Raw genomic sequence first — 8,018 nt, 5'->3', positions numbered from 1 at the left:
GGCCGGGGCGCGCCGCGGCATCGAGCAGGCTGACCGCGACCAGAGGCAGCGCGGGGGCGATAGCCCGCGCGGCGGCGAGCGGCACGCACGCGACCATCCCGCCATCGACCAGCAGCCGCCCGTCGATCGCGACCGGGCGAAACAGCCCGGGCAAGGCGATCGACGCCTGCACGGCGGCGATCGCCGGCCCTACCGTCAGCCGCACTTCCTCCGATCGATCGATATCGGCGGCGACGATGCTGACAGGCATGCGGAGCGCCTCCAGCCGGACGTCGCCGAGATGCTCGCGGAGCCGCCGCGCGATTCCGCGCCCGCCGAGCAAGGCGCCGCGCCCGAGGTGCGGATCGAGATAGCCGAAAACATGACGCCGCGTCGCGCCGGTCGCGATTCCTTCGAGCACGTCGAGCCGATCGGCGGCGAGACAGATTGCGGCGATCGCGCCGATCGACGTGCCCGCGACCGCGCCGACCGCGATGCCCTCCTCCGCCAGCACGCGCAGCACGCCGATATGCGCCCAGCCGAGCGCGGCGCCGCCCCCGAGCGCGAGGGCGATCGCGTCTTCCCCTCCCGCATGCGGGAGGGGATCGAGGGGCGGGGCGGCGCTCATGGAAAAGCGTGAGTCGACCGATCGAGGCCGCCCCACCCCCGACCCCTCCCGCATGCGGGAGGGGAGACGATCAAGCCGCCGTCCCGCCGACGGTCAGCCCCTCGATCAGCAAGGTCGGCTGGCCGACGCCCGCGGGGACCGACTGGCCGCCCTTGCCGCAGACGCCGACGCCCTCGTCCAGCGCCATGTCGTTGCCGATCGCGGCGACCCTGGTGAGCACGGTCGGGCCGTCGCCGATCAGCGTCGCGCCCTTGATCGGCGGCCCGAGGCGGCCGTTCTCGATCTTGTACGCCTCTGTGCAGGAGAAGACGAACTTGCCGCTGGTGATATCCACCTGCCCGCCGCCGAAGCTCTTGGCGTAGATGCCGTTCTTGACCCGCGACAGGATCTCGGCGGGATCGTCCTTGCCGCCGTACATGAAGGTGTTGGTCATGCGCGGCATCGGCGCGTGCGCGAAGCTTTCGCGGCGGCCGTTGCCGGTGGGGGCGACCCCCATCAGCCGCGCGTTGAGGCGATCCTGGATATAACCCTTGAGGATGCCATCCTCGATCAGCACATTGGTCTGGGTCGGCGTGCCCTCGTCGTCGATCGTCAGGCTGCCGCGCCGGTCGGCGAGCGAGCCGTCGTCGACCACCGTCACGCCGGGCGCCGCGACGCGCTCGCCGATCCGGCCCGCGAACGCCGACGAGCCCTTGCGGTTGAAATCGCCCTCCAGCCCATGGCCGACCGCCTCGTGCAGCAGCACGCCGGGCCAGCCGGGGCCGCAGACCACGGTCATCTCGCCGGCGGGTGCGGGGACGCTCTCGAGATTGACCAAGGCCTGCTTGAGCGCCTCGTCGATCCCGCGATTCCACGTCTCGGGCAGGAACAGCCGATCGTAGAGGTAGCGGCCGCCCAATCCGAAATAGCCGCTCTCGCGCCGCCCGTTCTGTTCGACGACGATGCCGACGTTGAGGCGGACGAGCGGGCGGATGTCGGTCGCGACGAAGCCGTCGGGGCGGACGATCTCGACGACGCTCCACGATCCCGAGAGCCCGACCGTCACCTGCGCGATGCGCGGATCGCGCGCGCGCGCGGCGGCGTCGATCTGCTGACAGAGCGCGACCTTGCGCGCGAATGGCACGGCGGAGAGTGGATCGCTGCCCGTGTAGAGCGCGGCGTTGGTGCGGCGCGGGGCGGCCTCGCGCGCGCGCTTGGCGGGATCGAGCAGGGTCATCGTCTCGGCGGCGCGGCGGATCGCGGCCTCCGAGATTTCGTTGGCGTGCGCGAACGCGGTGGTCTCGCCCGAGAGCCCGCGCAGGCCGAAGCCCGATTGCGTGTTATAGTCGGCGGTCTTCAGCCGCCCGTCATCGAAACCGAACGCCTCGCTGACGATATGCTGGAGATAGAGCTCGCCATCGTCGCAGCTTCTGAGCGCGTCAGCGGTGAGGCGGAGTGCCGCTTCGGGTTCGAGGGTGGCGTAGAGGATGCTGCGGGGATCGGTGGTGCTCATCGGCTGAATGTAGGAGGTTATGCCTTGGGCGTCACCCGTACCGTCGACTTTAAAGATCGAGCTTCCTCTCTCTTTCCTGTCGGCCGACTTCCTTACCCTTCTCGTACAGACCGTACATGGCCACCGCCAACCCGGCTACGAACAAACCTATCCAGAAGCTCATCATCGTCCGCCCTCCATGCAAAGCTCGAAGCGATGCGACGCCAGTTCCACGTCGTGCCGCCGACGTCCTTCGTCAAGGCCGGCGTTCGGAGTTTCATCTTCCAGGAGCTGTGCCGCCAGTTCGCAACGCTGCATCTCGATCGCTCGCCGCTCTTTTATCAACTCGGCCGCTCCAGCGCCAAAAGCGCCAATCGCAGCGGCTAGACCCGACGTGATCAGGATATTCAGGACAGGCAAACGCTTCTCGGCCAATCAGTGCGCTCCGTCCGCCGCCCCGCCCTTCAGGATGAAGCGCCGGTCGCAATAGCCGCAATCGACATAGCCCTTCTCGTCGATCTCCAGGAACACGCGGGGGTGGCCGAGCGCGGCACCGCCGGGGATGTCGGTCGCGCCGTCGCAGACGACCCGGGGAACGCTGACGAGGGTGGTTTCGGGGGCTGCCTGCATAAGCCGCGACGATAGCAATCGCGCAGGCCGAGAGCAATTGCCCGCTCCGCCTCGCGCGCCTATGCGCCGAGCCGATGACCGACACAGGGACCGAAGCGGCGATCGCGATCGCGGGGCTTTCCAAGACCTACAAAGGCGGCAAGCAGGCGCTGACCGACGTCACGCTGGATGTGCCGCGCGGGAGCATGTTCGGGCTGCTCGGCCCCAACGGCGCGGGCAAATCGACGCTGATCAACATCCTGGCCGGCATGGTCGTGAAGACCGCCGGGCGCGCCTCGATCTGGGGCTTCGACATCGACGCGCATCCGCGCAACGCCAAGGCCTCGATCGGCATCGTGCCGCAGGAGATATTGTTCGATCCCTTCTTCACGCCGTTCGAGATGCTGGAGATCTACGGCGGGCTCTATGGCGTGCCCAAGGGCAAGCGGCGATCGTTGGAACTGCTGCGCAAGGTCCATCTGGAAGACAAGGCCAACGCCTATGCGCGCACGCTTTCGGGTGGCATGAAGCGGCGGCTGCTCGTCGCCAAGGCTTTGGTTCACAACCCGCCCGTGCTGGTGCTCGACGAGCCGACCGCGGGCGTCGATATCCAGCTCCGCCAGCAGCTCTGGGATTATGTCCGCGAATTGAACGCAAGCGGAACGACGGTGGTGCTGACCACCCATTATCTCGAGGAGGCCGAGGAATTGTGCGATCGCATAGCGATCATCAACCACGGCCGCGTGATCGCCAACCAGCCGACCCCGCAATTGCTCTCGATGGCGCAGGAGAAGGCGGTCTCGGTCACCGTCGACCGCGACCTGACCGAGGTGCCCCGGGCCCCCTGTTTCGAGAAGATCGCGCTGAAGGGAGATCGCACCGTCGTGATCACCTATTCGAAGGACAAGGTGAACGCGGGCGAGGTGCTGGCGGCGCTGCAATCGGCGGGGCTCGGCATCGTCGACGTCTCGACGCACGAGGCCGATCTGGAGGACGTGTTCCTTAACCTGACGCGCGCGCCCGAGGCGATCTGAAACGGTTCCCCATCCTAGAGGCTGTCCAGCATCGGCCGCAACGGGCCGAGATCATAGCCCTGCGCGGCCGCCTTCGCGACCAGACCCTCGGCCGGCGCGCCCATCTTCGCGCTGGCGAGCGCCCACAGATAGGTCGATCGCGTCCCCGATCGGCAGAAGGCGAGCACCGGCCCGCCCGCGGCATCCAGCGCCGCCGCCATCGCATCGATCTGCCGCTGATCGAACCCCGAATGATCGACCGGGATCGCGCTATAGGCCAGCCCCGCCGCCGCCGCCGCCGCCGCGATCTCGGCGCCCGGCACCTGCCCGGGCTCCTCGCCGTCGGGCCGGTTGTTGACGATCGCCGCATAGCCCTGCGCCGCCGCCGCCGCGACGTCGGCGGGCGTGATCTGGCCGGCGACCGAAACCTTCTCGTCGAGCGTGCGGAACATCCTCTGTCTCCCAAACCTGCTGCCGGTCGCAGCCCCTGGGCGATCCGCCTCTTCGAGGCAAGCCGCCGCGGTGCCGTGGAGCGTCCCGCCCGCCCGGCTCGTTTTTAGAGGTCAGGCCCGCATGTCTGACGCACAAGGTTGCCCGCCACTAGGGGCGGCATGGGCGCAAGGCGGGCAGACGGATTTCCGTTCGGCGGGGATTGACTTTACAGAACAAACAGTGTACATTGCATGGGTGATCGATCTGATGATCCCGCTTATGCTTATCGGGCTGGCCATGATGGCCCGCTTCCACCCTCGCTCGTCGTTCGCGCGCAGGCGGCAGTCCGGCGCGGCATCGGCGCTATTTCCGGCCGAACAATTTCTCGATGTCGCCGTGCGCCAGCTTGATCCAGGTCGGGCGGCCATGGTTGCATTGGCCGGAGCGGGGCGTGACCTCCATCTCGCGGAGCAGCGCGTTCATCTCGGCGCCCGTCAGCGTGCGGCCGGCGCGGACCGAGCCGTGGCAGGCCATCGTCGCGGCGACATGGTCGAGCCGTTCCTTGAGGCTCAGCGCTTCGTCATAGGCGGCGAGTTCGTCGGCGAGATCGGTGACCAGCCCGCGCACGTCGCTCGGCCCGAGCAATGCGGGCGCCGCGCGGACCAGCATCGCGCGCGGGCCGAAGCGTTCGAGCTCCAGCCCCATCTCGCCCAGCTCCGCGATACGCGCCTCCAGTCGGTCGCAGGCGGGCTCGTCGAGCTCGACCACCTCGGGCAGCAGCAGGGCCTGGCGTGCCACCCCGCCATCGGCCATCGCGCGCCGCATCCGCTCGAGCACCAGCCGCTCGTGCGCGGCATGCTGGTCGACGAGGACGAGGCCGTCGGCGGCTTCGGCGACGATATAGGTCGCGGCGATCTGCCCGCGCGCGATGCCCAGCGGGTGGGCAACGGACGGTGGCGGGGTCTCGGCGGTTTCGGCGCGGCCGGCGGGGAGCGCGAAATCGGCGACGCGATCCCAGACCGCGCTCTGCAACGGAAATTCCCGGCCGCCGCCGGCGGGCGACGGAAGGCCACGAAAGCCACGAAAGCCAGAATCGCTGTGGCTTTCGGTCGCGGCGAACCTCTCCGCCGATCCGTCGCCCGGCAAGGATGAAGGCTCCTGCCGCCACGCGCCGAGCGCTCCCGCGCTGACCCGATGCGCGCTCCGGTGCCCCGCCGCGTCGAGCGCGGCGCGTAAGCCGCCGACGATCAGCCCGCGCACCAGCGCCGCCTCGCGAAACCGCACCTCGGTCTTGGCGGGATGGACGTTGACGTCGACCTCCGCCGCCGGCAGCTCGACGAACAAGGCGACGATCGGGTGCCGGTCGCGCGCGAGCAGGTCCTGATAGGCGGCGCGCACGCTGCCGATCAGCAGCCGGTCCTTCACCGGGCGGCCGTTGACGAACAGGAACTGGTGATCGGCGACTCCCCGGCTGAACGTCGGCAGCCCCGCGACGCCGCCGAGCCGCACTTCGCCGCGCAGATGATCGATCGCCACCGAATTGCGCACCAGCTCGCGATCGGTCAGCGCCGCGACGCGCTCGGGCCGCGTCTCGCCGGGCTGGACGGCGAGGCTGCGGCGGCCGTCATGCTCCAGCGTGAAGCCGATCGCGGGCCGCGCCATCGCCAGCCGTTTGACGATATCGACGCAGGCGCCATATTCGGCGCGCGGCGAGCGCAGGAACTTGGCGCGCGCCGGCACGCGCGCGAACAGGCCCTCGACCTTGATCCGCGTCCCCGGCGGCAGCGCCGCGGGGCCCTCGGCGACGAGCGCGCCATTGTCGATGGTGCGCCGCCAGCCTTCCTGCCCGCGCACCCGGCTCTCGATCGTCAGCCGCGCGACGCTGGCGATCGAGGGCAGCGCCTCGCCGCGAAAACCGAGCGTCTCGACCCCTTCGATCGCGCCGTCGACCAGCAGGCTTTCGGGGAGCTTGGACGTCGCGTGCCGCTCCAGCGCCAGCGCCATGTCGGCGGGCGCCATGCCGCAGCCGTCGTCGATCACCTCGATGCCCGCGATTCCCCCTTCGGCGAGGCGGATCGCGATGCTGCCAGCACCCGCGTCGATCGCATTTTCGACGAGCTCCTTGAGCGCGCTCGCGGGGCGCTCGACGACCTCGCCGGCGGCGATGCGGTTGACGAGATGCTCGGGGAGCCGGCGTATTGACATGGGATAGGGTCTAGCCCAATCGACGCGCTTCCGCGACCCGGCGACATGCGCTTATCCACCGTTTCGGCGTGGCGGCGGAACAAACTCTGACGGACATTGCCCCTTGATGCGCTGGCTCAAATTCATGTCGCACGACATGGCGATCGATCTCGGTACGGCGAACACTCTGGTCTATGTGCGCGGCCGTGGCATCGTGCTCGACGAGCCTTCGGTTGTGGCGATCGAGACCGTGAGCGGGGTCAAGCGGGTCCGCGCGGTCGGCGACGACGCCAAGCTGATGATGGGCAAGACGCCCGAGCATATCGAGGTCATCCGCCCGCTCCGCGACGGCGTGATCGCCGACATCGACATCGCCGAGCAGATGATCAAGCATTTCATCCACAAGGTCCACGGCAAGCGCCGCTTCCCGCGCTGGCCCGAGATCATCATCTGCGTGCCCTCGGGATCGACCAAGGTCGAGCGCCGCGCGATCCGCGATGCCGCATCGAACGCGGGCGCGAGCCAGGTCTTCCTGATCGAGGAGCCGATGGCCGCCGCGATCGGCGCCGACATGCCCGTGACCGAACCGATCGGATCGATGGTCGTCGATATCGGCGGCGGCACCACCGAGGTCGCGGTACTCTCGCTGCGCGGCCTCGCCTACACCACCAGCGTCCGCGTCGGCGGCGACAAGATGGACGAGGCGATCGGCTCCTACGTCCGCCGCAACCATAATCTGCTGATCGGCGAGGCGACCGCCGAGCGGATCAAGCAGCAGCACGGCATCGCGCGCATGCCCAAGGACGGGGTCGGCCAGCGCATCCAGATCAAGGGCCGCGATCTCGTCAACGGCGTGCCCAAGGAAATCGAGATCACGCAGGCGCAGATCGCCGAGGCTTTGTCCGAGCCCGTGTCGGCGATCGTCGAGGGTGTGCGCATGGCGCTGGAAAACACCGCCCCCGAACTGGCCGCCGACATCGTCGATCAGGGTATCGTGCTCACCGGCGGCGGCGCGCTGCTGGAGGGCATCGACGAGGTGCTGCGCGAGGCGACGGGGCTGCCCGTGACGATCGCCGACAATCCCCTGACCTGCGTCGCGCTCGGCACCGGGCGCGCGCTCGAGGATCCGATGTTCCGTGGCGTGCTCCACACCGCCTGAGGGCTGACCGGGGGGCAGCGATCATGGCGCCGCCTCGCCACCGCGGCCGCGGCTTTTCGCGACGCATCTCGCAAGGGCTGTTCTTCGGCTATGTCGCGGCGGGGATGGGCATCGTCGCGGGGCTGGCGCTGCTGCTGGTCGCGCGCTTCGATCCCGTCGCCTTCCAGGGCATTCGCGGGCTGGCGCTGGACCTGACCGCGCCTTTTTCCAACGTGACCCGAACGGTGGTGCGGGGGGGCGATGCGCTGGGCGGTACGCTCGGCAGCTACTGGCAGGCGGGCGCGCGCAACGTCATCCTGGAGCGCGAGCTGGTGGAGGCGCGCCGCGCGCTGGTGCAGGCGCAGATCGCCGCCGCCGACAATCGCCGGCTCCACCGCATGCTCCGCATCCTCGGCGAGAGCGGCCCGCCGATCGCGGTCGCGCGGATCGTCGGATCGAATCCGAGCGGGCAGCGGCGCTACGCGACGCTCGCGGCGGGGAGCCGCGACGGCGTCCGCGCCGGCCAGCCGGTGCGCGGCCCGGACGGGTTGATCGGGCGCGTGG

9 protein-coding genes are annotated in these 8,018 nt (G+C 69.4%); 3 read left to right on the top strand and 6 right to left on the bottom strand.

What is annotated here, in order from left to right; genetic code table 11:
- From HUU94_RS07475 to HUU94_RS07460, 4 genes are all read right to left on the bottom strand, one after another.
- The coding region (locus HUU94_RS07475; RefSeq protein ID WP_174274465.1) for a patatin-like phospholipase family protein at positions 1-607 on the bottom strand (607 nt) is incomplete at its 3' end.
- Between the two features lie 70 nt (positions 608-677).
- The gene (tldD, locus tag HUU94_RS07470) at positions 678-2,099 is read right to left on the bottom strand and encodes a metalloprotease TldD (RefSeq protein WP_174274464.1); all 1,422 of its coding nucleotides are present in this window, start codon (positions 2,097-2,099) and stop codon (positions 678-680) included.
- A gap of 162 nt (positions 2,100-2,261) precedes the next feature.
- On the bottom strand, positions 2,262-2,513 hold the full coding sequence (locus tag HUU94_RS07465) for a hypothetical protein (RefSeq protein WP_174274463.1): 252 nt from the start codon (positions 2,511-2,513) through the stop codon (positions 2,262-2,264).
- On the bottom strand, positions 2,514-2,708 hold the full coding sequence (locus HUU94_RS07460; RefSeq protein WP_174274462.1) for a zinc-finger domain-containing protein: 195 nt from the start codon (positions 2,706-2,708) through the stop codon (positions 2,514-2,516).
- A gap of 74 nt (positions 2,709-2,782) precedes the next feature.
- On the opposite strand from HUU94_RS07460, the gene HUU94_RS07455 reads away from it, so the two are divergent.
- Entirely contained in the window at positions 2,783-3,721 is a 939-nt protein-coding gene (locus tag HUU94_RS07455) for an ABC transporter ATP-binding protein (RefSeq protein ID WP_174274461.1), read from the top strand.
- 14 nt (positions 3,722-3,735) lie between these two features.
- Here the strand turns inward: HUU94_RS07455 and HUU94_RS07450 are convergent, their stop codons facing one another.
- Positions 3,736-4,152, bottom strand: coding sequence for a TIGR01244 family sulfur transferase (locus tag HUU94_RS07450; protein ID WP_174274460.1), 417 nt, complete (start codon positions 4,150-4,152; stop codon positions 3,736-3,738).
- A gap of 343 nt (positions 4,153-4,495) precedes the next feature.
- Positions 4,496-6,337 carry a DNA mismatch repair endonuclease MutL gene (mutL, locus tag HUU94_RS07445; RefSeq protein ID WP_174274459.1) on the bottom strand — a complete coding sequence of 614 codons (1,842 nt, stop codon included), beginning with the start codon at positions 6,335-6,337 and terminating at the stop codon, positions 4,496-4,498.
- Between the two features lie 106 nt (positions 6,338-6,443).
- Here mutL and HUU94_RS07440 point away from each other — a divergent pair, with 106 nt between their 5' ends.
- A complete protein-coding gene (locus tag HUU94_RS07440; protein ID WP_174274458.1) occupies positions 6,444-7,475 on the top strand; it encodes a rod shape-determining protein in 1,032 nt (343 codons plus the stop codon).
- Positions 7,476-7,498: 23 nt separating this feature from the next.
- Positions 7,499-8,018 (top strand): rod shape-determining protein MreC (mreC, locus tag HUU94_RS07435; protein WP_174274457.1); only part of this gene is annotated, 520 nt, incomplete at its 3' end.

The sequence above is a fragment of the Sphingomonas bacterium genome (assembly GCF_903644055.1).
Lineage (GTDB): Bacteria > Pseudomonadota > Alphaproteobacteria > Sphingomonadales > Sphingomonadaceae > Sphingomonas_I.
The sequence above is the reverse complement of the archived record's forward strand: the minus strand, read 5'-3'. Positions and strand labels throughout refer to the sequence as shown.